At 57.8% G+C, this 26,544-nt stretch carries 23 protein-coding genes; 4 read left to right on the top strand and 19 right to left on the bottom strand.

Annotated elements, in window-relative coordinates:
- Positions 1 to 173: 173 nt before the first annotated feature.
- Together ftsH2 and JUJ53_RS21320 are read right to left on the bottom strand one after the other, a co-directional pair.
- Complete coding sequence (gene ftsH2 / locus JUJ53_RS21325) at positions 174 to 2,060, bottom strand: ATP-dependent zinc metalloprotease FtsH2 (protein WP_204154039.1); 1,887 nt, start codon at positions 2,058 to 2,060, stop codon at positions 174 to 176.
- Positions 2,061 to 2,586: 526 nt separating this feature from the next.
- The gene (locus JUJ53_RS21320) at positions 2,587 to 2,907 is read right to left on the bottom strand and encodes a hypothetical protein (protein ID WP_204154038.1); all 321 of its coding nucleotides are present in this window, start codon (positions 2,905 to 2,907) and stop codon (positions 2,587 to 2,589) included.
- Positions 2,908 to 2,945: 38 nt separating this feature from the next.
- On the opposite strand from JUJ53_RS21320, the gene JUJ53_RS21315 reads away from it, so the two are divergent.
- Both JUJ53_RS21315 and JUJ53_RS21310 read left to right on the top strand, forming a co-directional pair.
- Positions 2,946 to 4,010, top strand: a complete 1,065-nt coding sequence (locus tag JUJ53_RS21315; RefSeq protein ID WP_204154037.1) for a ParM/StbA family protein — start codon at positions 2,946 to 2,948, stop codon at positions 4,008 to 4,010.
- The gene (locus JUJ53_RS21310) at positions 4,007 to 4,462 is read left to right on the top strand and encodes a hypothetical protein (RefSeq protein WP_204154036.1); all 456 of its coding nucleotides are present in this window, start codon (positions 4,007 to 4,009) and stop codon (positions 4,460 to 4,462) included. The genes JUJ53_RS21315 and JUJ53_RS21310 overlap by 4 nt, the downstream gene beginning before the upstream one ends.
- On the opposite strand, the gene JUJ53_RS21305 is transcribed toward JUJ53_RS21310, so the two are convergent.
- The 17 genes from JUJ53_RS21305 to JUJ53_RS21225 form a co-directional block, all read right to left on the bottom strand.
- A complete protein-coding gene (locus tag JUJ53_RS21305; RefSeq protein WP_204154035.1) occupies positions 4,459 to 5,610 on the bottom strand; it encodes a glycosyltransferase in 1,152 nt (383 codons plus the stop codon). The genes JUJ53_RS21310 and JUJ53_RS21305 overlap by 4 nt on opposite strands.
- Complete coding sequence (locus tag JUJ53_RS21300) at positions 5,607 to 6,722, bottom strand: glycosyltransferase family 4 protein (RefSeq protein WP_204154034.1); 1,116 nt, start codon at positions 6,720 to 6,722, stop codon at positions 5,607 to 5,609. The genes JUJ53_RS21305 and JUJ53_RS21300 overlap by 4 nt, the downstream gene beginning before the upstream one ends.
- Positions 6,719 to 8,101: a hypothetical protein gene (locus JUJ53_RS21295; RefSeq protein ID WP_204154033.1), complete on the bottom strand. Its 1,383-nt coding sequence runs from the start codon at positions 8,099 to 8,101 to the stop codon at positions 6,719 to 6,721. Before JUJ53_RS21295 ends, JUJ53_RS21300 begins: the two co-directional genes overlap by 4 nt.
- A gap of 2 nt (positions 8,102 to 8,103) precedes the next feature.
- Positions 8,104 to 9,336 (bottom strand): glycosyltransferase family 4 protein, encoded by a 1,233-nt coding sequence (locus tag JUJ53_RS21290; RefSeq protein WP_204154032.1) that lies wholly within the window; start codon positions 9,334 to 9,336, stop codon positions 8,104 to 8,106.
- Complete coding sequence (locus tag JUJ53_RS21285) at positions 9,326 to 10,474, bottom strand: glycosyltransferase family 4 protein (protein WP_204154031.1); 1,149 nt, start codon at positions 10,472 to 10,474, stop codon at positions 9,326 to 9,328. Before JUJ53_RS21285 ends, JUJ53_RS21290 begins: the two co-directional genes overlap by 11 nt.
- The gene (locus JUJ53_RS21280) at positions 10,471 to 11,586 is read right to left on the bottom strand and encodes a glycosyltransferase (RefSeq protein WP_204154030.1); all 1,116 of its coding nucleotides are present in this window, start codon (positions 11,584 to 11,586) and stop codon (positions 10,471 to 10,473) included. Before JUJ53_RS21280 ends, JUJ53_RS21285 begins: the two co-directional genes overlap by 4 nt.
- Positions 11,522 to 12,712 (bottom strand): glycosyltransferase, encoded by a 1,191-nt coding sequence (locus JUJ53_RS21275; RefSeq protein ID WP_239125260.1) that lies wholly within the window; start codon positions 12,710 to 12,712, stop codon positions 11,522 to 11,524. The genes JUJ53_RS21280 and JUJ53_RS21275 overlap by 65 nt, the downstream gene beginning before the upstream one ends.
- A complete protein-coding gene (locus JUJ53_RS21270) occupies positions 12,709 to 13,623 on the bottom strand; it encodes an FkbM family methyltransferase (protein ID WP_204154029.1) in 915 nt (304 codons plus the stop codon). The genes JUJ53_RS21275 and JUJ53_RS21270 overlap by 4 nt, the downstream gene beginning before the upstream one ends.
- A 183-nt stretch (positions 13,624 to 13,806) precedes the next feature.
- The gene (locus JUJ53_RS21265; protein WP_204154028.1) at positions 13,807 to 14,613 is read right to left on the bottom strand and encodes an FkbM family methyltransferase; all 807 of its coding nucleotides are present in this window, start codon (positions 14,611 to 14,613) and stop codon (positions 13,807 to 13,809) included.
- Between the two features lie 61 nt (positions 14,614 to 14,674).
- Positions 14,675 to 15,487 carry an FkbM family methyltransferase gene (locus JUJ53_RS21260; RefSeq protein ID WP_204154027.1) on the bottom strand — a complete coding sequence of 271 codons (813 nt, stop codon included), beginning with the start codon at positions 15,485 to 15,487 and terminating at the stop codon, positions 14,675 to 14,677.
- Between the two features lie 49 nt (positions 15,488 to 15,536).
- Positions 15,537 to 16,400, bottom strand: coding sequence for an FkbM family methyltransferase (locus JUJ53_RS21255; protein WP_204154026.1), 864 nt, complete (start codon positions 16,398 to 16,400; stop codon positions 15,537 to 15,539).
- Between the two features lie 50 nt (positions 16,401 to 16,450).
- Positions 16,451 to 17,533, bottom strand: coding sequence for a glycosyltransferase family 4 protein (locus JUJ53_RS21250; RefSeq protein WP_204154025.1), 1,083 nt, complete (start codon positions 17,531 to 17,533; stop codon positions 16,451 to 16,453).
- Between the two features lie 91 nt (positions 17,534 to 17,624).
- A complete protein-coding gene (locus JUJ53_RS21245) occupies positions 17,625 to 18,524 on the bottom strand; it encodes a sulfotransferase (protein WP_204154024.1) in 900 nt (299 codons plus the stop codon).
- Between the two features lie 28 nt (positions 18,525 to 18,552).
- The gene (locus tag JUJ53_RS21240) at positions 18,553 to 19,893 is read right to left on the bottom strand and encodes an oligosaccharide flippase family protein (protein ID WP_204154023.1); all 1,341 of its coding nucleotides are present in this window, start codon (positions 19,891 to 19,893) and stop codon (positions 18,553 to 18,555) included.
- 9 nt (positions 19,894 to 19,902) lie between these two features.
- Positions 19,903 to 20,547, bottom strand: coding sequence for a hypothetical protein (locus tag JUJ53_RS21235; protein WP_204154022.1), 645 nt, complete (start codon positions 20,545 to 20,547; stop codon positions 19,903 to 19,905).
- A gap of 31 nt (positions 20,548 to 20,578) precedes the next feature.
- Complete coding sequence (locus tag JUJ53_RS21230; RefSeq protein WP_204154021.1) at positions 20,579 to 20,974, bottom strand: hypothetical protein; 396 nt, start codon at positions 20,972 to 20,974, stop codon at positions 20,579 to 20,581.
- 53 nt (positions 20,975 to 21,027) lie between these two features.
- Positions 21,028 to 22,647: a hypothetical protein gene (locus tag JUJ53_RS21225; RefSeq protein ID WP_204154020.1), complete on the bottom strand. Its 1,620-nt coding sequence runs from the start codon at positions 22,645 to 22,647 to the stop codon at positions 21,028 to 21,030.
- A gap of 402 nt (positions 22,648 to 23,049) precedes the next feature.
- On the opposite strand from JUJ53_RS21225, the gene JUJ53_RS21220 reads away from it, so the two are divergent.
- Both JUJ53_RS21220 and JUJ53_RS21215 read left to right on the top strand, forming a co-directional pair.
- The gene (locus JUJ53_RS21220; RefSeq protein ID WP_343328007.1) at positions 23,050 to 24,258 is read left to right on the top strand and encodes an LdpA C-terminal domain-containing domain; all 1,209 of its coding nucleotides are present in this window, start codon (positions 23,050 to 23,052) and stop codon (positions 24,256 to 24,258) included.
- A gap of 169 nt (positions 24,259 to 24,427) precedes the next feature.
- Positions 24,428 to 26,296 (top strand): R3H domain-containing nucleic acid-binding protein, encoded by a 1,869-nt coding sequence (locus JUJ53_RS21215; protein ID WP_204154018.1) that lies wholly within the window; start codon positions 24,428 to 24,430, stop codon positions 26,294 to 26,296.
- Positions 26,297 to 26,544 lie beyond the last annotated feature (248 nt).

The following is a 26,544-nucleotide window of genomic DNA, read 5'->3' as shown; positions in this document are numbered from 1 at the left end:
CGATCGCCCCATAAAAAAGTCCACCCAACACCCCATGAAAAATCCGCCGCATCCTGGATAGGACAACGGCGGATTCAAGGGCAATCGTACCCTACAAGTACAAGCAGGCTAGAGCACAGGGCGAACTCGATACGGAACGACCAAGCGACCAACCAACTCTACTCAAGCAGCTCTTAGAGCTGAGGGACGTACTGCTCTTTCTCAGGAACTTCGGCATACTCCGAGACAATTTGCCGGAACTCGTCGCCATCAATGGTTTCTTTCTCGATCAGCAAATCTACCAAGCGATCGATCACCAAGCGATTTTCGCGGATGATCCGACAGGCTTCTTCGTAGCAATGCTCGACGATCGCCCGCACTTGAGCATCAATGCGCGAGGCAATTTCTTCCGAATATTCCGAGCGCGTCATCAGATCTCGACCCAGGAAGACCTCTCCCTGCTGAGTTTCCAAGGACAGCGGCCCCAAGTCAGACATACCGAAGCGGGTCACCATTTGTCGGGCCATGCCAGTGACTTGCTGTAGGTCATTGCCGGCACCAGTGGTCACTTCGGCATCGCCAAAGATCACCTGTTCCGCAGCCCGTCCACCCAGAGCGCCGGTGATCCGAGCCCGTAGCTGGGCGCGGGAAATCAACCCTTGCTCTTCATTGGGCGTGAACCAGGTCAACCCCTGGGCCTGTCCACGGGGAATCAGGGTCACTTTTTGCACAGGGTCATGGGCTTTGATCAGGGTACCGACGATGGCATGACCGAGCTCGTGGTAAGCAATCAAGCGCTTGCTCTTGCTATCCACCAACGGCGTGCCTTCCATGCCGGCCACCACCCGATCCACCGCATCGTCGATTTCTCGCATGGTGATCGCATCTTTGCGACGACGGGCGGTCAAAATCGCCGCTTCATTCAGCAGGTTGGCCAAATCAGCGCCGGTAAACCCAGGCGTCCGACGGGCGATCGCTTCCAACGACACTTCTTGAGCCAGCTTCTTGTTGCGGGAATGGACTTCCAGCACTTCCAAGCGACCCTTCACATCGGGGGCATCCACCGTGACCTGACGGTCAAAACGACCGGGGCGCAGCAGAGCCGAATCCAACACATCAGGACGGTTCGTCGCCGCAATGATGATGATGCCGGTGTTGCCTTCAAAACCATCCATCTCGGTGAGCAACTGGTTGAGGGTTTGCTCCCGCTCATCGTTACCGCCGCCAATGCCAGCGCCCCGCTGCCGACCTACGGCGTCAATTTCATCAATGAAGATGATACAAGGCGCATTTTCCTTCGCTTTCTTGAAGAGGTCGCGCACCCGAGAGGCACCCACCCCAACAAACATTTCTACAAATTCTGACCCAGAGATACTGAAGAACGGCACACCCGCCTCACCAGCGATCGCCTTGGCCAACAGAGTTTTCCCGGTTCCAGGAGGGCCCACGAGCAGCACACCCTTAGGAATGCGAGCACCCACAGCGGTGAAGCGTTCTGGCTTCTTCAAGAAAGTCACGACTTCCTGAAGTTCTTCCTTGGCTTCTTCAATACCCGCCACGTCATCAAACATGACACCAGTCTTGGCTTCCATTTGGAAACGGGCGCGGGACTTACCAAAGTTCATGGCTTGGCCGGGGCCACCGGGGGCATTGCTAGAACGGCGGAACAAAAAGAAGAGTCCACCAATCAGAAGAACAGGAAAGACCAAGTTCCCCAACAGACCCCAGATAGCACCGTCGTTGCGAGGCGGATGGGAGTCGAAGTTGACATTTCTGGCGCGCAGTTTAGAGACAATTTCCGGGGTGTTACCAGGTAGGTCAACCCGGAGCCGCTGCATTCGGTTGTCTAGCTCAGGATCGGTCGCTTCTACGATCGCCGTCCGTCCGCCTTCATAGAGATCAACGCTGGTGACCCGTCCAGAATCCAAATATTCCAAAAAGCGACCATAGGTCATCCGGGTGTTGGCTGCATTCCGCCCCCCCATATCCACCTGCGACGAAAAGGCACCTTGCCAAAAGATGAACCCAATCACCAGGGCAGGTATCGTCCACAGAAGAATAACTCTCCAGGAAAGTTTCATAATCTAAATAGCCTCTAACTTTAATGAGTATGCGTTTTGCAATCAGATTCAATGGGTGATTGTGATCTGTACGTCAACAGTTGCTATAGGGTTGCTTCAGCACATGCCTCTACATCAACACCACCGGAGACAGGAGCAAGCCGCCCACCGATCGATAACCGCATCCCCACTGGGTGACGTAGGAACAACCGGTTACCCCTTGGGCTTAGGTCGGCTCTACATGTCCCCGCACCTGCATCTAGCCTGGCTGACGAGCGAGGTCTGACAGAACGCTTAGACGAAACATTCAGACATCACTGCATGGGGGTGTGGAATTACCAGCTTAACAAGGTTGATGAGAAGCGGTCTTAACTAAATTTAACGTAATGCGGAGAAGTGGGGCAACTCAAGCTGGGGAGATTTGCCTTGAACCACCGACTTTAGACCAGCCAGATCCGCCCAAAACCTTTATCCATCAAGAACTTCAGGCAATCTAAGCCAGATCTTGCCGCCGATCGCGATCGCCCCTCAACCAGGCCGCTTTTTCTCAGAAATCCCAGGAAGCAGGCAACCTTGACCTTGGCGATCGCCCCAGCATAGTACAATAGTACTGAATCGCCAGGTCAAACCAGGCCAAAAAAGATGGATTGAGCGATCGCCCTGCCCCTGGGCGAAATTGATTCATCATTTCCACCGTTGTATGTATTAATCTGACAGTGTCAGGCGTTGCCCGTGCCGGTGTGGTAACAGTGCCGGTATGGTAGCAAGCAAGACTGACGTACCGCCCTGAAGCATTCAATGATGTCAGGGGCGATCGCCGACAGCGAGATGAACGATCTCGTCGGCTATAGTCCAGGTTTGAGTACATATCTAGTTCTCGCGTATTTGAAGAGGTTGTAGATCTCAATGACTGGCAAACCCTCCACGGTTCCAAGTACGGTACTCAGTGTTGATCTAGGGCGGACATCCACCAAAGCCTGCATCAGCCGCAATGCCGATGATGTTGTCCTCATTCAAGCCAATGTCGCCCATCTCACAGTAGAACAAGTTCGCCGGGGGCAGTTTGAAGGGCAACCCACCGACCCCTTGCTGGATATCTGGCTAGAGTTTCAAGGACGCGGCTATGCCAGCGGTCAACTGGCCGCAGACTTTGGGGCCGACCTGGGTATCGGCCAATCCAAAATTGATGATGCCTTGATCAAAGTACTAGCCTGCGCTGGATATTTTGGTCTGCAGGGCGAATTGGGCGTGGTGCTAGGCTTGCCCTACTATTCCCAAGAACAATTCGATCGCGAGAAAGAGCACATTCTCAGTCTGGTGCGATCGCCCCATGTGATGATCTATCGCGGTCAAGAGGTGCGCCTGGACATTACCCATGTGTGGGTGATGCCTGAGGGGTACGGCAGCTTGATCTGGAGCGAAGCCCAAGATAAACGCGCCGCCAGCCCAGACTTCCCCAACCTTTCCGTTGCGGTGGTGGATATTGGTCACCAAACCACCGACTTTCTGATGGTGGATCGTTTCCGGTTTGCCCGAGGCAGTTCGGAAAGTGTGGGCTTTGCCATGAGCCAGTTTTATGACCAAGTCGCTGCCCAAATTCAGGGAGCCGACAGTCAATCGCTCTCGCTGATTGAAGCGGTGAACCATCCAGAGGGCGATCGCTTCTATCGTCCCAAGGGGGTCACCAAACCCACCAATCTCGACGACATTTTGCCCAGCCTTAAGAAGAGCTTTGCGCGAGAACTGTCCGATCGCTTGGTCACTTGGCTGCCGGAACGGGTGACCGACGTGATTATCAGCGGCGGTGGCGGCGAGTTTTTCTGGAGCGACCTGCGGCCGCTGTTGAAAGAAGCCAAACTCAAGGGACATTTGGCCAAACCCTCCCGCACCGCCAACGCCCTCGGACAATATATCTACGGCGAGCTGCAGATCATGTCTCTGTCGAAGCAATTGGTATCCGGCCGGCCATGACAGCCCCAGCCCCCGACTACCAGGTCACCTTCAAGCGCAGCAAGGCAGACCAAGCCCTGCTGAAGGCTGTTAAGCAAGTCTTGGCCGATGACCCCAGTCTGTCCTTTAGTGACCTTTGCAAGCAAGGGCTACAGCGCTGGCTAGTGGCCAGCGAGACGTCAGCGGCGGTGCTGGTGTTGATGGAGCTGCAGCAGCAGGTGACCAGGCTACAGCAGCAGATGGCCTCGGTGGAGCAGCAGGTGTTGCAGGACGATACCGGGGCGATCGCCCGCCTCGATAGTCGCCTAGATGAACTAGCTGCCCGCCTGGAACAGATGGAGCCCGGCGTGACCCACGGAGAGGTGCCGATCAGCGACGAAGCGATCGCCATTCCCGATGATGAGATCCCGGAAGCGGAGCCCGAACCCGATCCCCTACTCAGCCGTTTGGGCGGATTACTGGAAGAGTTCTAATCCAACAGAGACTGATACACCTGCACGAGGCGCTGGGCGCGGTGCTGCCAGGTGTAGTGGTTTTGCACAAACTCCCGCGCCCGATCGCCGAGGGCTTGGGCCGCGGCTCGATCGTTGAGAAGATGGCGCAGGGCACTGGTCAAGGCCGGTTGCTCGGGCTCCACCGTCACCACGGCTTGGGCGATCGCTGCTTCGGGAAAATTACAGCCCGTGGTAATCACACAGGGCAATCCTGCCGCCATGGCTTCCAGGATCGCCAAACTAAAGCCCTCCGAGTAGGACGGATAGACAAAGAGATCCGCCGCCCGGAGGGCCGCCCATTTGCGATCGCCGGAGAGCATCCCGGTAAAGGTGATGGCCGTCCCGCAACCCAGGGTGCGGGCTTGACGCTGGAGGGCATCGCGGTAGCCGAGGGCATCGGGGCCGGCCAAAATGAGGTGAACTTGGGGGCGATCGCGATACAGAGCCGCGAAGGCCGTGATCAGCTGATCCAGTCCTTTTTTCGGATCAATGCGCCCGAGATAGAGAAGTCGAGTGCGATCGCCAATCAGGGGAAAGGCATCATCAAAGACGGCGGGCGATACGTCGGGGGGCAGGGTAACGCCATTGGGCACGATGGCCACCGGCGTGGATAGCCGCAGCGCTGCAACTTGATCTGCCTCCCGCTGACTGAGCACCTGAATAGTTCCGGCCTTGGCCAGGGCCGGACGTTCGACCCAGGCCATATACAGCTTCTTCTTCCAGGCCTTGTGCCCTAGGGCCCAGGGTTCTAACATGCCGTGGGGGGTCATCAGGTAGGGCAACCGCTGCCAGCGGCAGATCCCATGGGCGATCGCCAGCATGGGGGCAAAGAGGGTATGGCTATGCACCAGGTCGTAGTCTTGACCATGGCGGGCTAGCCAAAGCAGCAGCGCACTGCTCCAGACGAAATCACCCCGGTGCCAACAGGGACAATACCGCACTCGATAGCCCGCTTGGGATTGCCAGCCGGATAGCGGCACCGCCAGCACCTTGTCCCCCGCCGCCACCGTAGTCACCACATCCACATCCACGCCCTGCTGAGCCAAGGCGGCCGCCAGTTCTGGCACCACATGGGCCGTGCCGCCATAGACCGGTGCTAGGTAGGGAATGAGCATTAAAAGTTTCATAGTCGTTCAGGGCGGCGATCGCCCAGGACAAAGAGCACGCAGTCTGAGAGGGCGATCGCCCAATGGTCGGGAGTGTAGTGGGCAATTAAACGCTGGGAGGCTTGCCCCATCTGCTGGCGCTGGGAGGGCGATCGCTGACTGAAGCGCAGCAATACATCTGCCAATTGCCCCACATCCCAGGGAGAGAACAGCGCCCCGTTGATGCCGGGAAACACCAAATCCGGCACGCAGCCACATTGGGTTGAGGCCAGAATCGGCAACCCCGCCGCCATGGCTTCGTTGACCACCAGCCCCCAGGGTTCGCTGAGGCTGGGCAATACCAAAGCCGCAGCAGCCTGGTAGTAGGCGGGCAAGTCCGCCAGTTGTTGAAACCCCGCCCAGTGAACCGTCAGATCCAACTGCTGCGCCAGGGTCTGCAGCTCCGCCTCTTGGGGGCCACTGCCCACCATGACTAGATCCCAAGCGATCGCCCCTGCCTGCTGACGATAGCGATCATAGGCCTGGAGGAAACGCCGCAGATTTTTCTCCGGCGACAGCCGTCCTACATAAAGAAAATGGGGATTGACCTCAGGCAGGGGCAGGGGTGTAGAAAATTGCCCATTATCCACCACATCATAGCCACGCCAGAGGCGATCGCTGGGTAATCCTAACTGTTCTACATAGGCCGCCGCTCGACTGCCCGCCACCAAGGCCGCATCACAGTGACGACGCAGCCAGGCTCCCTTCAAAGCTTCCACCAGAGGATTGCGAGGGCGATCGCGCCCCTGGGAGTCTGACAGCAGCACCGTCCTAGCCCCCTGCCGCCGCGCCCAAGTGAAAGCGGCCCGCATGGCAGGGTGGTGGTAGCCAGCAATCACCAGGGCGTCAGGTCTGAGGCGATCGAGCTGTTGAACTAAGGATTGGGCGATCGCCCTTGGGGACAGGGACTCTAGGGTACCCGTCGCCACGGTGATCAGATCGGCATCAGCATCCACCGTCCAATCCCGCAGGGCTTCCTGATCGGCCAGTTGGATAGCATAGACCGGGCCGGGGTAGTGGGCCCGCAGCGATCGCAGTCGGGCCAGGTGGTAGGGGCCAAACTGGGTGTGAATCAAGGCCAGGGAATGGGTCATGGGCGGGGCTGCAGACGACGGGTGGGCGAAGCGGCAGGAGAAGGGAGAGGAGGGCGATCGCCCGCGATACCGTAGCGCCACACCAGCCAAGAAGCACCGGACATAAAGAGGAAGCGAAACGCCATGGCCTCCAAGGTTTGCATAATTAAATACACCGACAGCGCCATCATCAAGGTGTAGACCGGAATCCATAAACCGCCGACCGTGACGGCTTTACGCCAAGCTACGCCATACATCCAGCCCAAGCCGAAGAGCACCAGCAGAAAATACCACCAAAACTCCAGCCACATATCGGCAATAATGCCGGGGGCTGCACCCACCGCACCTTGCCAACCCAAGGTTTCCAAAAGCTGCTCACCACCGGTTCCCAAATTTTTCTCTAGGTTAGGAATACCCAGGATACGGCTTGCGTCTTCATACTTATTGGGCCAGAGGGCACGGGGAATCGGACGAATAAAGAATACGGTGAAATATCGTCGTCCCCAAAAGTAGCGGTTCAGAGCATCCGCGTTCAAAATCGTACCGCCGCCGTAGATGAATTCATTACCCGAATAAGCTCCAATATATTGGGTAGGAGCTCGCTGGGACTGGGAGCTAAAAATATCTGAACCCAGGTAAATATTGCCCCGGTTCGACACCAAAAACAGCATCAGAAATCCCAAAATACAGCTTCCCACCAGCATTCGAGATAACCCTGGCCGCTTACCCCGAATTAGATACCAGCCCACCAACAGCGCCACCACCACCATGGCCGTCGGCCCACGCCGCGCCCCCAGCAATCCATGCATCAACAGCGGCGCAGCAAAGATCACCACCACACCCCAATCCAGCTTAGACAGAGGCCGCTGTAAGTGGCTAGCCATGAACCACAGCAGGGCAGGCAGCGTCAGCAAAATCGCTTCGCGCACATAGCCCGAGCGACTGTAGCCGCCCCCATAGGCACGACCGTAGGCGGCGACCAATCCTCCCGTATTGACAATACCCGCCGCAAATCCCAATAGCCCCAGAATGCCCAGGACGATCGCTGCCCGCGCTAGACGTTTTTGGGTACGGGGGGAGAAATTCCACGCTAAGTGCTGAAACGGATTCCAGCGATGGTTGCGGCTGCCCACTAACACTCCCAGACATAGGCTAGACACGCCCAGAAGATTCAGCGTCTGTATATAATCCAACTGGGGCACCGAGAGGTAGGTCTTGAGCGCCTCACCATCGCTGATCAACAGTTCAAAGGGCATATAGCTGTAGAGAAAAAACAGCATCAGCCCTAGATAAATCATGGGATGAAAGGTATCGCGACTGCGACGGTAGGCATAGAGCAACGATCCGAGGGCGATCGCTCCCGTTGCCATGACTAAGATAAGAAAAAAGCCAGTATCCATTGCTAGTTGCCGGAAAGATCTAGGGTTTGCAGCGCAGCAATCAGGCGATCGCCATACTGTTGCCAGGTAAACTCTTGGGCCCGTTGGCGAGCCCGGACAGACATTTGATCCCGCAGCAGGCGATCGCTCACCAGGTGTTCCATGCGATCGGCTAGGGCCTCCGCATCGCGAATGGGCACAATAAACCCTTCTACGCCATCCCGCACCACCGATCCGCAATGGGGCGTGGCAATCACCGGCAAACCACAGGCGATCGCTTCCAGTTGCACTAGGCCAAAACTGTCGCAGAGGGTGGGAAAGACAAGACAATCTGCCTGAAGAAATTCTTGCTGGATCTGACTGCGGGGCACCGGCCCGACATAGGTGGGGCCTTGAAAGGCAGGATGGGCGATCGCCTCCGGTTGATAGCTCCCCACCACCCGCACCTCGCAGGGCACACCTCGCTGCTGCAGCAATCGGGTGGCCGCTGCCAAATAGTGACAGCCTTTGAGCAAGCGCACCGAGCCCACAAACAGGATACGTCCTGGTCTGGGCGTCGGCGTTGCGGTCAACCAGTCCGCCGCCAAGCCGTAGGGCACCAGATGAATGCGATCGCTGCCCACCCCCAACCGTTCCATGGCCTGCTGTACATAGGGCGACGGCACTACAATCACATCCGATAGCTCCCACTTTTGGCGATCGCGTTCAGTGCCAGCCTGCATCTGATCCAGGGACTGGAGCGGCTCTAGCCCCGGAAAGGCCCGCCGTTCTTCCGCCAACAGGTAGGGAATCTCAGGACTGATGATCGCCTCATGCACCGTGCGCAGCCCCTGCTGGCGCGCGGCTTGGAAGGCGGCCAGATCCGCATTGATAAAGTTGCTGTAGAGCACATTGGCTCCATCAAACCGGCGGGCGATCGCTTTCTGAAATAGCGCCCCATGGGGCGATTCTGACACCCTACCCCAGCGAGAGCGCAGTCGATGCCACAGCAGCGATCGCCCACAGGTGGTCACCGAGGTGGGCGCGATCGTATCCGGAAGCGATCGCCCCAGCAGTCGTTGGATCGCGGCAGGTTGCAGAGCAAGAGGCAGGTGATGCAGCAGGCGCAGCCCCGGCCAGGTGCCATGGATATCGGTGTAAAAATGCTGCAAGAGGCCGGCCGATGCCAGCAAGGACGGAACGGCGTAATGCATCCTTGCCCCAGCCTGCAGCACCGTCACCTTCAGAGTTGAACTAGACGCGGAACTATGGGCCATACTGAAACTCCCGTGAACCGTCCCACACCTGCATGAACCGCTGCACCGTGGTGGCCCAGGTCACCTCCGCCACCCGCGCCACTACCTTGCTGCGCCAGGCATGATAGGTCTGGGGCTGATCCACATAGCGTTCTACCACATCCGCCACCGCCGCCGCCGCATCGCTGGGGTCAAACAGGTGCCCCAGCCCCGCAGGCACCGTCTCGGGAATGCCACCAATGCGCCGAGCTAAGACCGGAACGCCTAAGCGGATACATTCCAGATTGGAAATACCAAAGGCCTCCGCCGAGGAAAACAGACAGCCGAAGTGGAACGATCGCACCTGATCCACAAATAGGGGCAACTGCGTGGCTTTATCGATGAACCCTAGGGGCCGCAGACAGGGATGGTCGGGTAAATCTGCCGATCGCGGCCCAATCACCCGGACTTCCACGGCAATGCCCCGCGCCTGCAGGTCATCCGCCACCGCCAGCAAAAAGGGGAGCCCCTTGCGCTGCCAGTCTTTGCCAATGAAGCCCAAACGCACCGGCGACAGAGCCGTCGGCTGTTCCACCAACTCCGTCGCGCTGGGCAGGTGCGCCTCATGTAGATTCGCCCCGCCGGGAATCACATGCACCTTGGCGGGGTCGATACCGTAGTCTTCCACCACCGATCGCGCCCCCGATCGCCCCATACATATGATGGACTGAGCTTGGCGATAGTTCTCCGTTTCCTGCTGCAGGGCCTGCTGCTGCATCCGTTGAGATACCCGCTGACCGATGCCGTAGTCCTCAAAGTTCTGCCGCAGAGTCGCATCCAGGTAGTAGCTCACCCGCCAGTCTGGAGCCCAAGGGCGGGGCGGCAAGAGGGGAAAGTGGCTGATGAACTCCACCGGCCCAGGGGGAAGGGTCACCTGGGAAAACAGCGATCGCAGCGCCGTTGGGGAATATTGAAATCCGCCGTATTCCCCCGTGGTCAACCAATGCCCCGCATTCCACAGCAGCCGCTGCTGCTTCAGGCGATCGCAGTCCAACGGCAGACCATCGGTGAGAAACCCCGCCTGCTGTCCTGCCTGCAAAAAAAAGTAGGGAATATTGCTCCAGGTATTGATGTCATGGGGATCGCCCACCACCGTGAGCAGTCGGGGCAGCGTCGTCATACAACCTCCTGAGTCCATCCAAGTTCCCCATACCAGGTCGCCGCGCAGGTATCCATGGTGTAATGTTCCAGAGCCCGCTGGTAGGCGCGATCGCCCCAGGGTTGACGCAGAGCCGGATCCAGCCAGGTTCCCAGAACTACCGCGAGGGCCGGAGCATCACCCGGGGGCACCAAACACCCCGCCGTTCCCAACACCTCCCGACAGGCCGGCACATCGCTGGCGACCATGGGCAAACCGGCCGCCATGGCTTCAATTAAGGCAATGCCAAACCCCTCATCCGCCGTGGTGGAAAAGGCATAGAGATGCATCTTCCCCAGGAGATCCGGCACATCAGAGCGATCGCCCCAAAAGGTCACCACCTTGGCAAGTCCCAAATCCGCCGCTAGGGCTTCCAAGGGCGATCGCTGATCGCCGTCACCCACGAGCCACAGGGCAATCTCAGGATAATCGGCATGGAGCAGGGCGATCGCCCGCAGCAGCGTAGCCTGATCCTTAATGGCATTCAACCGCGCCACCATGCCAATCACCGTGGGGCGATCGCTGCGGGATTGACGGGTTTGTTGGGAACGACGGGCGATCGCCTGCACATCACAGCCATTGGGGATGGCGCGGGAACCGGCGGGTAGAGGCGTCACGCGGGTAAAGGACTCATGCACTGCCTGGGAACAGCTATAGATGGGAATGCCCAGCAGACGCGACCCTTGAACAATGCGCACCCAGAGCCGCTGTTGCCTCGGATCCTTCGGCAGCGGATTGCCCGCCCGCGCCACCACAGTCGTCACCCCAGCCAGGCGAGCGGCCAATCCCACCAGCAGATGTAAACCAAAGGTGTAGACCACCACCGCTTGGGGGCGCTGCCGTCGGAAATAGGTCGCCACCTGGTACACAAACCGCAGCCGTTGCCGAGGATGGTAGGCACAGTCCACCACCTGGGCCCCAGCGTCGAGAAACTGCGATCGCATTGTTTGACAATCGGGGTTGAGGTTCAACACCCGATGCTGGATCGAGGACGGAGCATGGCGCACCAGTTGTAAACACAGATGTTCATTACCGCCCAAAGCTAGGCCATTGAGCACGTGAACCAGAATCGGCGGCGCGGGAGGATCGGTCATAGGGCACCTGCTCAGGCAAAATGTTCAACACGGTGGCATAGTCGCGGGCCATGGTGGCGATCGCAAACAGGTGTTGGGCCACATCTTGGGCCTTTTTCGCCACCGATTGGGCCTGGTCAGGATGGTTGGCCACATAGCGAATCGTCTCTGCCAAGCGATCGGGATTGCCCGGCGGCACCAGCCAGCCCAGATCGCCATCCTGCAACACTTCGCAGCAGGCCCCCACCTGAGTTGCCACCACCGGCACCCCCATGACCATGGCTTCCACCAAGGCAATCCCAAAGCCTTCATCGGGCTTGGCGGCAAACACAAACAGATCCATCTGCCGCAGCACATCGGGAATATCTCGACGCATACCCAGCAGCGTCACGCAGTCTTCCAGGCCCAGCTCCGCCACCAGCGCCTCATACTCCGCCCGGCGACTCCCCTCACCAATCAACTGCACCTGAATGGGCATCCCCTGCTGCTTCAGCCGTTGGGCAGCCCGGATCAAGGTGGGCTGATCCTTGTGAATTTCTAGCCGAGCCACCATGCCAATGGTGAGCGGTTGATGGACAGAGCGAGGGGGGCGATCGCCCTCCGGTTCCCAGGCACAGGCGTTGTAGACCACCTGGGTTTCCGCCTCAGGCACGCCAAAGTGCTGCACTACTCCCGCCTGAATATAGCCACTACAGCACAGCAGCCGATCGGTGAGCGATCGCCCCCACTGCACCTGCTGGCGAAACTTCGAGAAGCTGGGCGACCCCACCGGCGGATAGTTGCCCACATGGGCCGCCACCCGCCGCACCCCCGCCAGACGCGCCCCCGCCGCCATAAACGTATGCCAGCCAAAGGGCATAGACAGCAACGCCTGGGCTCGATACTGGCGCGCTAGACGATAGATCCCCACCGCTAGCTGACCATAGCGACGATAGCCTTGGGCAGGTAACTGTAAGCTATGGAGCGGTACCCGGAGCGATCGCAACTCTGGTTCTAGATCCCGAGGTTCGTCATAGAGCGTAACCACCACCGGCTGAATGCCCCAGGCCAACCACTGGCGACAGAGATCCAGCACCAGCACCGGCGTTCCCTCGGCACAGAGAGAGGTGAGAGCAATCAACACCGTAGGCTTGGACATCGAAGTCATACTACATTCCCCACAGGCTTAGGATCGGCAGGGCGATCGGACAACTGGAGCCGCGCTAGGACGCGATCGCGATGGCGCTGACTGATAAACCACACATTCCCCCAGGCATCACAAGGATCAAGAATCCAAGCAAACCGATGAGCCGTGGCATCATAGAGCGCAGCGTCGTAACCTAGCTGGAAGAGATAGGACACTAGATCATCCGCCTGGATGCCATAGCGGTATAAGGCTCCGTTAATTTCCACAATCAGCACATCAACGCCCTGGTGAGCGAGCAGCCGAGAGGCCCCGCGCAGCACCGACAGCTCAAACCCCTCCACATCCAGCTTGGCGATCGCATACTGCTGCTGAACATCCACCACATCATCCAAGCGCCGACAAGCTACCGGCATGGACGAAGAGCGAGACTCGGCATCCGCCATCACGTGGTTCACCGTATCCAAATCCGTCGTGAACTGCAGGATTGCTTCCTGTTCACCCAAGGCTACGGGATGCCCCTGCACCCAGGTCAACTGGTTATCCGTCAAAGTTTGAGATAGGCGATCGAACGTCGCAGGACAAGGTTCAAAGGCATGAACCCGACCGCGTTCCCCCACCAGCGAAGCAGACAGCAGACTATAGAGCCCAATATTGGCTCCAATATCTAACACCGCATCCCCCGGCCGCAGATAGCGCTGGAAAAACCGAGTCGTGTCGTATTCCGCCTGGGGCGTGTAGTAGACAATATTGCGAGTCTCATGCCCCTGGGGATCTAGCCGCACGGGATAGCCAAACACCTGACGCTGAACCGAACGCTGGGGCAAGCGATAGGCCAACCACCAATAGAGCGATCGGGCGATCGCACCCAGACGCTGACCTCGGTTCGCTGGATGGATCCAAATCGATCGAAGAATTTTGAAATAACTCAGCATGATAATCTCAGCTTGAGAGCAGCAGCTATTCGTAGGTGGACTCCATGACATGAAGCTAAGTTACCGGGTTTCGACTCCGCTCAACCCTCTGCTCATAAGGGTTTGAGTTGTAGGATGGGCTGTACCGTAGGGTGCTGTTAGGCGAAGCCGTAACGCACCATCTTGCAAGATCGTGATGCGTTCCTAGTCCGAACAAAGAAGGTGAATCGTGGACGGCTGCGTGAGCAAATCGACGGGACGACCCCAGCGATCGCCCACTTGGGCATAGCCAAACGACTCGATTAACTCCACCATGGCCTGACGCGACACGCCCAGACTTTCCCAAGACCCGCAGTGGCATTCGATCAACAGCGCTGGCTTATAGGCTTGGATCGTCGCTTGGGCACCCTGGAGCACCGCCAGTTCATGGCCTTCCACATCAATTTTCATGGCGTTGGGAATGCGATCGTGGTGCAGCATCCATTCATCCAAGGGCACCGCCGAAACGCTGAGGGTGGGAATATCAGCCTGGGCATCGGTCACCCAGAAGTTATTCGCGCCGTTGTCGTAGGCGGAGAGGGTGAGGGTATGCACATGGTCGGAGAGGGCGATCGCTTCAATGTGGGCGGTCACCTGGTTTAAGCTCAACGTTTCCTTCAGCACCTCAATCGTGGAAGGAATTGGCTCAAACGCCTGCACCGTCATATCTCCACCCTTCGCCAGCCAGAGAGCGGTACTGTAGACGCCAATATTGGTGCCAATGTCGAAAAACACGCCTTGAGACGGCAGAGCATCAGCCAGAAACGAGAGCGATCGCTCATCAGCGTGGGGGCCCTGCCAAAACTGACGATGGGCAGCCTTGGGCAAACGCATGGATTGCCCTAGCGCCTGCACCGGCAGGTATTGTCCACCGCCTTGGCCCATAGCTAAGAGCTTATGCCAGCGCAGATGCCAGGCTTGGGGGTTAAACCAGCGGCGGGAAACGTGAGCAGTCCAAGGAGCAGTTGTCATAGGAGTTAAGGTGTTAGTTGACGTTGGGATATCTCTTGCCCTGGGAGGGCGTACAGGCAACCTAGGAGAGCGATCGCATGGCTAGATACACCGGCTCTTGCCCGTGGCCATGACGGGTGAGATGAAATCCATAGGGCTGGAGATAGCTAGCGATGGTCTCCGCCGTGGTATTGGGATGAATTTCTAGGACGATCGCCCGCACCCGCTGCAGCCAGCCGTTGTTCTGGGATAACAGCTCATCCTCGGTGCCCTCGATGTCGATTTTTAGAAGATCGAGGTGATCCCAACCTAGGGCGGTGAGGAGATCGGGCATGGTTTGCACCGTCACAGCCACCTGCTGATCCAGGCGATGCATGGGTGAGGTTTCCAGGGCAGAACAGGCGGGATTTTGACCAAACCGCAGATTCAGCGTGCCGCTGGTGATCCCGATCGCCCCCTCAATCACCTGAGCCGGCACCCGGTTGAGCATCAACGTCTGGTGCAGCAGGGGAAGATTGCGCGGATCCGGCTCCACGCAGACCATCTGCGCTTCGGGAAACTGGCAGTGTAAATAGAGCGCCCCCAAGCCGATATTGGCACCCAAATCCACCACGGTGCGGGGCACAAAGCCTAGGGCATCAGCAAGCTGATATTCTCGATCCAGCAAAATGCCCCTAGCCATACCCGCATAGGCAAACGACAGCGGAAAGGTGACCCGATGCTCTAGTAAACGGGCCGTCACCATTTCCACCGGCGGCGATTGTTGGCGGCGATCGCACCAGCGCCCCCAATAGTGAAAGCGCAGGTACCAACCCCGAGGTAAACCCAGACCCTGGAACTGGCGATCGCTCTCCAGCACCTGTTGTAAAACCGTCCAGCTCGACGCAAGTGTCATAGCAATGTCATCGCTCATAGGAATGATGGTGTGGTTCTCTTTTCAGACCCTAAGGGTGGGTATCAGGGAGAGGCTGAGCTAAATATTCAGCTAAGGTCTGGGGATAGGCCACGGTCTCGCCGGTCAGAGTGGCTAGGGTGTAGCCTGGCAGCAGGTTCATCAAAGCTTGCCCCGCAGCGATCGCATCCTCAAATGCAAAGGGATGGAAGCCTACCAGCACAATCGGTCGATGCTTCTCCAGCGTTTGCTGAGCACCCTGAAGCACCTGCAGCTCCGCCCCTTCCACATCAATCTTGAGGAAACCAGGCGTTAGGGCATAGCGAGCAACGAGAACATCCACAGTGGTGGTTAACACCGGATAGGCATGGGCGGGCAACTGGTGGGGATTGGGCAATTTGGCAGCATCCACCACCGAAAAGCCACTGCCAATGTCGTCGGCATCACTGCCCAAAATATTGAGGGTAATCATCTGATCTGGCTGATCGGTGCAGGCAGCCGCTTCCATCAAAACGCGATCGCCCATGCCATTACCCTGCACATGGCGCTCTAGCAAACGCAGGTTGCCCGGCCCCGGCTCTACAGCAACCACCCGCCCCTGGTCGCCCACTAGATGGGCAAGCTCCAAGGTCATCTGTCCCACATTGGCACCCACATCGATCACATCCATCCCCGGCTGCACCACCCGGCGAAACGCTTGAATCGTCTCCAGTTCCGCTACTTCACCCCGCAGCGCCACTAGGGGATCGAGCCGCCATGATCGCTCATTTTGCACCGCGATCGCCAGACCATCTTGGCCATAGCGCTGGGACAATAGCCACCGATAGAGCGATCGCGCCCCAGCCTGCACCGAGGGCGGTAATCCTGAAAATACTGGACGGAGGGCGGAGTGGGCCCAAATTAATGCATCTGGCATAGTTTTCTTCCATGGACGAACGTCAGAATCGGAGGATGCGGGACTTCTATCTACGAGGGCGTTGAGTCGCGTTTACCCATCCATGACGATGGGGGCGGCAGACATCGTGGATCCTGGACTAAACGGTGATACACCTGTAGATAGCCATCGACCATGCGGTCATGACTGAAGCGGCGATCGCACTCTGAGCGACAGTGAGCCCGATCGATCCGGTCGATCTGCTGCACCGCCTGCACCATGTCCTCCACGTCGTTGCAGAGGAATCCAGTCCTTCCATGGGCGATCACCTCCGGGGCAGAACCCCAGCGGGTCGCAATCACCGGCGTACCGCAGGAGAGCGCCTCCGCCATGACGATGCCAAAGGGTTCATGCCACTGGATGGGAAACAGAAGCGCCTTGGCATTGCCCAAAAACGAAACCTTCTGAGCATCATCCACCACCCCCACCCATTCAATGGTGTCGCTCAGATAGGGCTGCACCTGCGTTTCAAAATACTGCCGTCCACCCGGTTCATCCGAAATATTGCCAGCAATTTTGAGCGGCAGTCCGGTTTTCTGGGCCACCTGAATCGCCAAATGCACGCCCTTGTTGTGGGTGAGGCGTCCAAGAAAGGCCAGGTAGCCGGGGTGGGCCGGACGGGACGTGAAGGGAAAGCGATCGCCCTCCACGCCGTTGTAGACCGTCGTCCAGTTCCCCAAGTGGGAGACATGCCGCCGCTGATCGTCACTAATGCTGATTAGCGCTAGGGCCTGCGATCGCTGCTGTAATAGCCAGCGCAGGTCGGTCTCGCGAATATCATTGGCAAACCGGGCAATCACCGGCACCGACGTCTTCAGCGCCGCCCAGAGATAGTCCACCCGCCCAAAGTTGTACACCACATCAGCCTTGTGAATCGCCGCTAAGCTCAACCCCTGAAACCAAAGCTTGCGATAGGCTCGGGACGCATAGGCTTGGGTGGGCGGTTGGTGAGGAATGAGGCGATCGCCCTCGGTGGAGTCAGGATGGGCCAGGAGAGTGACATGGTGGCCGCGCTGCTGCAGTCCCCGGCAAACCATCGCCACAATCCGCTCCGTTCCCCCGTAGTGTTGAGGCGGCACGGGCAATCGAGCATCAGCAATCACCACGATATTCATATCTTCTTCTCGTTGCCAGACAATTTAACCGCGACATAGCTCAACACAAACATCCTGCAACATCAAACTCTGCTGAATGTTCATGGCATTCCTAATCCTCCAACCAATGCAGCAGCGAACGACCCAGCAACTGACTCAACTGCTCCACATCCGAGTAAAATAAGTTTTGTAGCTTGAGTTTCATAGCCGGATCTAAGGGCGATCGCACCGCCACCTTCTGATTAAAACGGGTGAGCGCTCGGTAGAGAGGATACAAGGTTTTTCCAGAGATACCTAACCGCTTGAGACTCGTCTTCAAAGGCTTAGGCGGCGATTCAACCAGGGCTTGCAGACCTCGACTCCGCCAGGTTGTATTGGGGTTCACCACCTGCAGAGGCGGACGATAGGCTGAATCAACGCCCAAAAACGTCAGCACCTGACCATAGACCCGATCTACATCAGCCCGCAAGTCATCATAAATAACCACATGCAGTTGCTCTGGCGGAAAGCGATCGACATACCGCTGCACCTGGGGATAAAATTTAGCAATTTCTGTATACAAGACCATCTTAGGATCGGGATAGGCCGGGGGCAGGCGCTTTCCCTGGGCGCGATCGCCCTCAGCAGCGATCGCCTCAGCAAAATCCAGAATAGGTTCACTATCAATAGAATTACTCAGCCTTTGGCAATAGAGAGAATACGCCACATCCACAGGATTCCGCAGCATGATGATAATCTTCATGGCTGGGTTAAGGTCGTAGATCTCCTGGGCAGCGGTCTGAGAATACAGATAGTAGGGCGTTCCCTCACCGCAGCACAAGGCATTCTCATCAAATAAAGCGAGATAGTCCTCCAGCCGCTCACAGGTTCGAGGCACGTTTAAGTCGCGACCAAAAAAGTACGGTTTAGCTGGCGTGGAAATAGCCACCTCAGGATGTTCAGATAAATAATGACACAGGGCCGTTGTGCCACATTTTGGTGCCCCTACAATCAAAAAATCTGGTGTTCTCATTGCACGTTCCATCGTCAAGAATAGTACCTCAAGACCGAGCCCTAGGCTGCCAGCGCTGCAAGAGGGTGGTTTGGGTAAGCACGATCACCTGCTGCAGGGTGGCCGGGGTCAATCCCCACCAATCCCTCAGGGTTAAGCCAATGCTGCGATTCAGGTGAACCAGTAGGTAACCGAGTTCCACCGTATTGGCGATCGCCAAGGCCATGAGAATTGTCAGCAGGGTTGGCGATCGCCCCAGCAGCATCCCCTGGCCCAACAGAATCGCCGCGAAACAGACCGAGGTGAGGATCGAACTGAGGGTAATTGGCCGGGGTTGATTCAGACCGTAGAGACTGTTGACAATGATGTGGCGCATCACCTTGGGCAGGTGGGCTACCACCAGAATCATGGCCGGAGCGATCGCTGCCGAAAATTCTGTCCCAAAAAGCAGGGGAATCAACAGGGGAATCAACAGGATCAAAAGCCCGCCCATCACCACGCTGAACAGCATGGCATAGCGCAAGCCTCGCCCCAGCAACTGCCGTTGATCGGTCACTGCCGTTTGGCGGGCCACCTTGGGCAGCAAAATGCTCTGAAAACTGGAGGTGAGCACGCTCAGTCCAGAAGTAGCGGCGGTGAAGGCAACGGCATAGAGACCAATGGTTGCGGTATCCAGCACCGTCACAATCACCAAGCGATCGCTTTCGTGGGATACCGTCGCCGCCAAACTAGCCACCTTAAACCGCGATGCCATCACCATCAGCGCCCTAGCTTCCTGCAGCGAAGGTCGGGTCGTCAACAGCGATCGCCCCTCCACCCACTGCACCACCGCCACCACTGCCGTCCCCAGCCAGTTGAACCATAGAACAGCTTCTACTGTGACCCCCTGGGATAGCCACAGCACGATCAGTCCCACCAGATAGATCAACGCTTGCAGCGATCGCAACACGTTAAACTGGGTAAACTTCTGTTCTGCATGACGAACAGCAATTAAAATTGAACTGCTAAAGTTCAGGGGTAAGAAAGCAATCAGGTAGAGCCGAGTGATCGCTAACCACTGCGATCGCTCCTCACCCAACATCAAGGGCAGGAGCAGCACCGCCACCACCGTCGTGATCAATGCCAAGCCCAGAGAGAGGTAGAGCCCCGTGACCGCCACTCGCCGCACATCCACATCCGGCTGACTGGCCCGTCGGGTGATCGCCGTATTCAGGCTCATGAGCCCCATATTGGCGACAATTTGCGGCCAAAATAAAATCGCCGCCAAGGCTCCCCGCCCCTCTGGCAACAGCAAGCGCGCGGTTAAAATACCCGCTGCTGTATGACAGACCAGGATAAAACTACTGGTGGCAAAGGTGCCGAGCCAAGCTTTGGCGGCATGGTTAGACATAGGCGCTGCTTAGGGAGACTCCGAAGCCGCATCATGGGCGCAGGCGATCGCCATGGAGGTTTGCAGCTCAGCATTAGCCGCTTGATCCGACAAGGGGCAGCCCAGATGCCCGCCAGCTCGCACAATAAAGTCATTAAAGTCTCGATCCTGGCGCACCGGCGGCACTAGCAATGCCCCCGTATCCTCCCACTCCAACAGCGTGCCGCCCCCAGACAACCCCGCCAAGCCTCCAGTAAAGCGCACCAACTGTTCATTATTGGGATTGCGCTCATCAACGGAATAGACCGTGCCAGCCGGCTGACCGTTGTAGGTCGATTCTAGATAAAAGATATAGGGTACATTGGCCTGAAAGCTAAATTCAGTCACGGGTGGCGGTAGTTGACGGCCATCCTCCACAGACACTGCCCGAGATGTCGATCCAGGGCTATCCACTTCGTAAAAAAGCGGTGTTTTGATCCCAGTATCCAGATTTAATACCCCAAACGTGGAGCGATAGGCCGCATCCGATCCTTCAAAGCGAAATTCAACAATCGTATCCACATCAAACTGAATGCCCGTGGGATCAAACACATCCCCATGGGCAGGGAACGCGATCGCCCCCATGGATAAGGCAGCGATCGCCGTTGTGCTGAGCCAGATATGATTCAAATTCATCGTTTACCATCCACAAAACTGCAAGCACGCTCTACCACACCCGAGCCGGCAAGGTCTCAGGCTCCACCCCAAGCTGGGAAAGAAAGGCGCGGGTCTCCGATAGCCGCTGTTCATAGTCCACACAGGCCGCGGTGATACAGGGGGCATTGCTGGGCGGCCCAAGGGCAAACCGGCGCGGCAATGCTTGGGCTTCCTCCACCGATGCTAGACAGTCCGCATAGGCATCATTCAAAGCATCGGATAAGGTACGGGCTTGCTCTAGCGTGGCCGCATCAAACCCATAGTCTTCAAAATCAGGGGCAATGCTGTTAAACACATTGGTGCCAGTAATATCAGACTGGTTGGGGGGATTGGCCTGGCCGGCACCCGCCAGACCGAGCACCAAGCCAACGGTTATCCCAATTATGGTTAAGGAACGTTGTTTCATAAGGCATAGTCTCCGTTTTGCCTAGAGTCTGCATCGAGTTCTATAGACGATCGCTAAAACGATGCACCAATTCCCAATACAAAGCGGGCTCCATCTCCAGCTCCGGTGATGTCCCGCAGGGCAGGGGTAATCACAATGCTGCGATTGGCAAAGGGAGCCACCGATAGACCAATGGCCAGGTCTTGCCCCGTCCATTCCGTCACTAAACTGACAGGTTCGGCCAGCCGTACCGCCATGCTGCCAAACACCCCGATGGTGTCGTTGCCTTCATCCACATCGGTTTCCGAGCGGAACATGCCGCTACCAATGCCGGCGGTGAAGGCAATGCGGCTAAAGGGATCCTCAATGTGATCGCTGAGGGTGACAATCTTGGTGAGCACCCCGTAGACCGAGGATTCGAAGTCATCCGCATCCCCCACCGTCAGAAAGCCATTCCAGCCGATCGCCCCGGCAAAGTCTTCCGAGAAACGGCGGTGAACCCGGAGATTAAACCCCCCATCCCCAAAATCTCGGTTACTCCCAAAGCTGGCTAAGGTGTAGGACAACTCCACCCCCACGGCTTCGCGGGCATCGCCAGCTCCAATGCCAAAAACCATCGCGCCGTCACTGACATCGCTGTAGCGGGTGCGAGACTGGAACGTGGCTCCCACGAAGGGCGTCCAGTTGTCTAGCCCATAGCCCGTAGGATTGACAATCGTCAGCCCCGGTGTCCAGCGATCGCCCCCTCGGCGACCTTCTAACTCCTCTAAACGCTGTTGCTCTTGCTGCACGTCCATCAAGTCGGGAACATAGAGCGTTGACGACGATGGAGTCGCTTGGGCCAAGGTTTGGGCAACCATCTGCGGGGCGATCGCCGCTTCGGGCTGAGACGTGGGGGCAGGAACATTGATCTGGGGCGCGATCGCCCAGGTTAATCCCAACTCCACCTCAGGAGGGGCGATCGCGACAGATACCTCCCCAAGATGGTCCGCCGATCGTTCAACGCCACCGTCATGGCCTCCCTGATCAGCCCAAGCAGGCGCGGATTCAGGCGTGCCTTGCCAAAACTCTAGACGGTCTGTGGGCGAGGGCGATCGCAGATTCTGCGCTGAGTCCAGCACCAAGGCCGTGTCAAGATTGACCTCCGTGATCGGCAAGCTAGGGGCGATCGCTCGATCCTCAATGGCTAACTCATCTGCCCCAGGATTCACAACATCAACGGCGATCGCTCGATCCTCGCTTGCTGGCTCCTCAACCGCCGCATAAGTGATCCAGTCACGATCCTCATCGAGCGCCGCTTCCTCTGCCACCTCAAAATTCACGGGGTCAACGCGATCGCCAATCGCTAGTTCCAGCAGGGCTCGATCCTCCATGACCATGGATCCATTTATCGGATCCTCCCCAAGCATCGGCCGAGCCATGGTCACCACCGAGCTATCTAGAGGAGCGATCGCCACCGAAGGTTTAATCGTCCCGTCGGATTGCGCCGACAGCGACAGCGGCTCACGGGCGATCATTTGCGGCGGCACAGCCTGCACCTTACCCTCCGAGGCCAGCTGGTGGTGATCATCAGCCCTATTCAGATCAGGATCGTCCTTCAGCGGCACCGGATCAGCAGAAGCGATCGCGGGCTGCAGGGCTTCCTTGGCTGCTAACGCCGCGATCGTATAAAGAACAGCGGTTGAGATACGCATAGAAACAAGATCGGTTGAGGGGACAGGTGTCATCATTGACACCACATTCATCACGAGAACGGATCGATCCGCTCGCTCTCTAAATCCAGTTGCAGACGATTGGGGTAAAGCACAATGGTGATGGGAGAGACAACTGCATATCTCTCATCTCAGCCTGAAGCTTGACGTAGGCGATTCCCTGACCGAAGCAGGGTGGGCTATGTCTTGATACACCCTGTAGCGTTTTCTATCAGGACACTCCCTTGAGGGTTCTTGTGCCCAGGCTAGGAGCGGCGGGTAGCAAGTCTCTCCATTAATCCAGCCTTAACCCATAGCCCATGCGCAATCAGGACGGTTGTAGTACACTGAAACTCAACTCCCAATTTCGTGGCTCATCCTGTCTCTATTCGCTAGCATGTAAGGGTGATTAACTTGTACTATCCCTTACGGTCACTGAAGGAAGGACACTGGTTTAAGCTCATTTGTGGCGCAAGCTTCCAACACCTTCCTGCCATCCAAAATTTAGTCCTGGCCTATGCGCTGGCCGGAGCCGACTGTATTGATGTCGCGGCGGATGCGGCAGTGGTGGCGGCGGCCCGAGAAGCGCTTGACCGAGCTGGCAATCTAGTAGACGCCCAGTGGCAACGCGGCGATCGCCCCTGGGTGCGTCCTCTGCTCATGGTCAGCCTCAACGATGGCGATGATCCCCATTTTCGCAAAGCCGTCTTCGACCCCAACACCTGCCCGTCCGACTGTCCTCGTCCCTGTGAATCGATTTGTCCGGCCCAGGCGATCGCCTTCACCCCAGCCCAATCCGGCGTGATCGCCGAGCGCTGCTATGGCTGTGGGCGCTGTGTCCCTATCTGTCCCTTCGATACCATCTCCACCCAGTTCTATCGCTTCTCCCCCACCGATCTCCTTCCCCTCGTTCTCAGCGGCGTCGATGCCATTGAAATCCATACCCAGGTGGGGCGACGGGATGCCTTTGAACGTCTATGGGAGGCGATCGCTCCGGTGATTCCCCATCTCTCCCTAGTGGCCGTGAGCTGTCCCGCCGGCGACGGCATTGAGAACTACCTGCGATCGCTCTATGCGGTGATGCAGCCCCAGCCGCCGGTGGTGATCTGGCAGGCCGATGGTCGGGCGATGAGTGGCGACATTGGCGATGGCACCACCCACGCCACCCTGCGTTTAGGACAAAAACTGCTGGCCGCCGAGCTACCGGGCTATGTGCAGCTTGCCGGCGGCACCAATGGCTACACCGTGGAAAAACTGCGATCGCTCCACCTCTTGCCGCCGTTTTCTCCCACACCTAGCGATCGCGCCACCTCGAAGGCGATCGCTGGCGTTGCCTACGGCAGCTATGCTCGCACCCTTCTATCTCCCGTGTTGGACACTCTCGACGCGATCGTGCAGGAACGGGCCAGTCCTTCCGGCATCCCAGGGTCTGAGGACAGGGAAGCGATCGCCCCCAGCCAGCCGGCAACCCCCGCCGATCTCGAACACTATCCTGCCTTACTGAACCAAGCCATGACCCTCATTGACACCCTGATGTCTCCCCTAAAAGGCCCCGGCGGCCCAGCCCAGCTAGGCAAGCGATCATCCTATGCCGCCAAGCTGTCAGCCAGATAAGATATCAACCCCGTTAGTTACCCCGTGATTCAAGCCGTTGTTCCTAGTAGCCCTAGGTTTTGCCCATGCTTCTCTCAGACCATGACACACCATTCATCCCCTGTCTCAGGTCTCAACCTTGAGATCGTCCGCACTGTCGATTCTCTCAACCTCACCCTATTAGCCACCTATGACATCCCACGGTCGTCCCGCTCCCGGCGCATCTAATCCGCATCCTGCCACCCCCGAGCAGCCCACCCAGCCCTCTGGCATCACCGATGACCTCGAACAACTGCTGGCCGTTCTCCCTCCCAGCATCCGGCAAACCCTCAGCCACCATCCCCAACGCAATTACCTAGTGGAAGTGGTGATGGATCTGGGTCGGCAGCCGGAGGCACGCTTTCCCCAACAAACCGAATACCTCTCCGAGGATGTCATATCCCAAGCTGATTTGGATTACTGCATCGAGCGGGTCGGCAGCTTTAGCGGCGATAACCGAGCTGGCATCGAACGCACCCTGCATCGGATCAGCGCCATCCGCAATCGCCAAGGCACCATCATCGGCCTCACCTGCCGGGTCGGGCGGGCGGTGTTTGGCACCATTGGCATGATCCGCGATCTGGTGGAAACCGGGAAGTCAATTCTGATGCTGGGGCGGCCGGGGGTGGGCAAAACCACGGCACTGCGGGAGATTGCGCGGGTCTTAGCCGATGATCTCAACAAGCGCGTGGTGATCATCGATACGTCTAATGAAATTGCTGGCGACGGCGATATTCCCCACCCGGCCCTAGGTCGCGCCCGACGGATGCAGGTGGCCAAGCCGGAGTTGCAGCACCAGGTGATGATTGAGGCGGTGGAAAACCACATGCCTGAGGTGATTGTGATCGACGAGATTGGCACGGAGCTAGAAGCCTTGGCCGCCCGCACTATTGCCGAACGCGGGGTGCAGCTCGTGGGCACCGCCCACGGCAACCGCATTGAAAACCTCATTAAAAATCCTACCCTTTCCGATCTGGTGGGCGGCATCCAGTCAGTAACCCTGGGTGACGATGAAGCGCGGCGGCGCGGTAGCCAAAAGAGTGTCCTGGAACGCAAAGCACCGCCGACCTTTGATATTGCGGTGGAAATGCTGGAACGCCAGCGTTGGGTGGTGCATGAGCAGGTCTCTGACACAGTGGATAATCTGCTGCGCGGTCGTTTGCCGGTGATGCAGGTGCGGGCAGTGGATGACCAGGGCAAGGTCGAGATCACCGAAGAGGTGCAAAGCCCGAGCAATCCTGAACTTTCCACCTATCGGCGATCGCGCCCCTCCACCAGCCTGGGCAGTGATGTTCCCCAAGTGCGCGGCTGGCGTGCCTCGGGGCAGATGTTGCCCTTGCAAACCCAAGGGCGATCGCGGACGGTGCGATCGGTGCCTGCCGCCGCCCTACCCTCCATGCGTTCGCCTGAGCATCAGCAGTTTGATCAATTGCTGCAAGAGTCCCTCAGCGATCGCACCCTAGAGGATGAGGACGATGCCCTAGCAGGAATGCCCACCGGCCCCAACGGGGAAGATCTGCCCCTGCATGTCTATCCCTACGCGGTCAGTCGCCAACATTTGGATCAGATTATCCACACCCTCAACCTGCCCATCGTCATCACCAAAGACCTCGACCATGCCGATGCCGTGCTGGCGTTGCGATCGCACCTAAAAAATCATTCCAAGCTCAAGCACATGGCCCAAGTGCGGCAACTGGCCGTCTATGCGGTGAAGTCCAACACTATGCCGCAGATCATTCGCGCCCTCAAACGCATGCTCAAACTTGACGACCAAGGCATCAATGAACCCATTAACCTGAATCTCTTTTCTCGCAGCGGCGATGGTGACGAGATTGAGGCGTTGGAAGAAGCCCGCCTAGCCGTGGAGCAAATTGTCATCCCCAAGGGACAGCCGGTGGAACTACTGCCGCGATCGGCCAAGGTGCGCAAAATGCAGCATGAACTGGTGGAACACTACCGCCTCAAATCCTCTAGCTTTGGCGACGAGCCCAACCGCCGCCTGCGCATCTATCCCGCCTAGGGGTTGGGCATATGCCGCACTATGGTTATGGAGGTTCAGAACCTGTCCCTAGAGCATCCCCTAGCTCAGAGCAACTCTTAACTCTTGGAGCCGTTCGCAGAAATGTGGCAGGCATCCATGCGGGAAAACAGCACCCAGCACCACCAATCCACCACTCCGACCAAGACACAGGCCTTGGGCGGCACGCGAGTTCGGCAAGAATTAGAGTGCAAAAGAAAAGGCTGAGGGTTACGCTCACAAAGTATTGA

The organism is Leptolyngbya sp. CCY15150 (assembly GCF_016888135.1).
In the GTDB taxonomy this organism is placed as follows: Bacteria; Cyanobacteriota; Cyanobacteriia; order RECH01; family RECH01; genus RECH01.
The sequence above is the reverse complement of the archived record's forward strand: the minus strand, read 5'-3'. Positions and strand labels throughout refer to the sequence as shown.

Coding starts and splice junctions, on each gene's coding strand:
- JUJ53_RS21295 (WP_204154033.1), bottom strand. CDS start 8,101: ATGGATACTGGCTTTTTTCTTATCTTAGTCATGGCAACGGGAGCGATC.
- JUJ53_RS21255 (WP_204154026.1), bottom strand. CDS start 16,400: ATGCCAGATGCATTAATTTGGGCCCACTCCGCCCTCCGTCCAGTATTT.
- JUJ53_RS21250 (WP_204154025.1), bottom strand. CDS start 17,533: ATGAATATCGTGGTGATTGCTGATGCTCGATTGCCCGTGCCGCCTCAA.
- JUJ53_RS21260 (WP_204154027.1), bottom strand. CDS start 15,487: ATGACACTTGCGTCGAGCTGGACGGTTTTACAACAGGTGCTGGAGAGC.
- JUJ53_RS21315 (WP_204154037.1), top strand. CDS start 2,946: ATGACTGGCAAACCCTCCACGGTTCCAAGTACGGTACTCAGTGTTGAT.
- JUJ53_RS21265 (WP_204154028.1), bottom strand. CDS start 14,613: ATGACAACTGCTCCTTGGACTGCTCACGTTTCCCGCCGCTGGTTTAAC.
- ftsH2 (WP_204154039.1), bottom strand. CDS start 2,060: ATGAAACTTTCCTGGAGAGTTATTCTTCTGTGGACGATACCTGCCCTG.
- JUJ53_RS21270 (WP_204154029.1), bottom strand. CDS start 13,623: ATGCTGAGTTATTTCAAAATTCTTCGATCGATTTGGATCCATCCAGCG.
- JUJ53_RS21285 (WP_204154031.1), bottom strand. CDS start 10,474: ATGACGACGCTGCCCCGACTGCTCACGGTGGTGGGCGATCCCCATGAC.
- JUJ53_RS21215 (WP_204154018.1), top strand. CDS start 24,428: ATGACATCCCACGGTCGTCCCGCTCCCGGCGCATCTAATCCGCATCCT.
- JUJ53_RS21235 (WP_204154022.1), bottom strand. CDS start 20,547: ATGAATTTGAATCATATCTGGCTCAGCACAACGGCGATCGCTGCCTTA.
- JUJ53_RS21320 (WP_204154038.1), bottom strand. CDS start 2,907: ATGTACTCAAACCTGGACTATAGCCGACGAGATCGTTCATCTCGCTGT.
- JUJ53_RS21230 (WP_204154021.1), bottom strand. CDS start 20,974: ATGAAACAACGTTCCTTAACCATAATTGGGATAACCGTTGGCTTGGTG.
- JUJ53_RS21290 (WP_204154032.1), bottom strand. CDS start 9,336: ATGGCCCATAGTTCCGCGTCTAGTTCAACTCTGAAGGTGACGGTGCTG.
- JUJ53_RS21300 (WP_204154034.1), bottom strand. CDS start 6,722: ATGACCCATTCCCTGGCCTTGATTCACACCCAGTTTGGCCCCTACCAC.
- JUJ53_RS21275 (WP_239125260.1), bottom strand. CDS start 12,712: ATGACTTCGATGTCCAAGCCTACGGTGTTGATTGCTCTCACCTCTCTC.
- JUJ53_RS21280 (WP_204154030.1), bottom strand. CDS start 11,586: ATGACCGATCCTCCCGCGCCGCCGATTCTGGTTCACGTGCTCAATGGC.
- JUJ53_RS21310 (WP_204154036.1), top strand. CDS start 4,007: ATGACAGCCCCAGCCCCCGACTACCAGGTCACCTTCAAGCGCAGCAAG.
- JUJ53_RS21245 (WP_204154024.1), bottom strand. CDS start 18,524: ATGAGAACACCAGATTTTTTGATTGTAGGGGCACCAAAATGTGGCACA.
- JUJ53_RS21240 (WP_204154023.1), bottom strand. CDS start 19,893: ATGTCTAACCATGCCGCCAAAGCTTGGCTCGGCACCTTTGCCACCAGT.
- JUJ53_RS21225 (WP_204154020.1), bottom strand. CDS start 22,647: ATGCGTATCTCAACCGCTGTTCTTTATACGATCGCGGCGTTAGCAGCC.
- JUJ53_RS21305 (WP_204154035.1), bottom strand. CDS start 5,610: ATGAAACTTTTAATGCTCATTCCCTACCTAGCACCGGTCTATGGCGGC.